1 protein-coding gene is annotated in these 516 nt (G+C 63.4%); it reads left to right on the top strand.

Annotation, left to right across the window (positions count from 1 at the left end):
• On the top strand, positions 1-516 hold a 516-nt coding region (locus AB1462_RS31685; RefSeq protein ID WP_367249024.1), incomplete at both ends, for a tandem-95 repeat protein.

Genomic DNA, 516 nt, shown 5'->3' with positions numbered 1-516 from the left:
GGTCAACGGCGAAGCGACCGTTTACTTCAAACCGAACGAAAACTTCCACGGCACCGCGGACTTCACCTACACCGCCACCGACGGCGGCCCGCTGACTTCGGCGCCAGCCAACGGCACCATCACCGTGACTGCGGTCAACGACGCGCCGGTGGCTGCGGAAACTACTGCGACCGGCGCTGAAGACCCAAGCGTAGGCATCGCGGTCAAACTGTCCGCCACCGACGTAGACAGTCCGACGGACGTGAAATCGTTCACCGTCGGCACGCCAACCAATGGCACCTTCTACACCGACGCGGCGATGACCAAACCGGTGACCGGTTCCATTGACGCGGTCAACGGCGAAGCCACGGTTTACTTCAAACCGAACGAAAACTTCCACGGCACCGCAAACTTCACCTACACCGCCACCGACGGCGGCCCGCTGACTTCGGCGCCAGCCAACGGCACCATCACCGTGACTGCGGTCAACGACGCGCCGGTGGCTGCGGAAACTGCTGCGACCGGTGCTGAAGACCC

Origin of the sequence: Pseudomonas sp. SB113, from assembly GCF_040754745.1 — a bacterium.
In the GTDB taxonomy this organism is placed as follows: Bacteria; Pseudomonadota; Gammaproteobacteria; order Pseudomonadales; family Pseudomonadaceae; genus Aquipseudomonas; species Aquipseudomonas grimontii.
The sequence above is the reverse complement of the archived record's forward strand: the minus strand, read 5'-3'. Positions and strand labels throughout refer to the sequence as shown.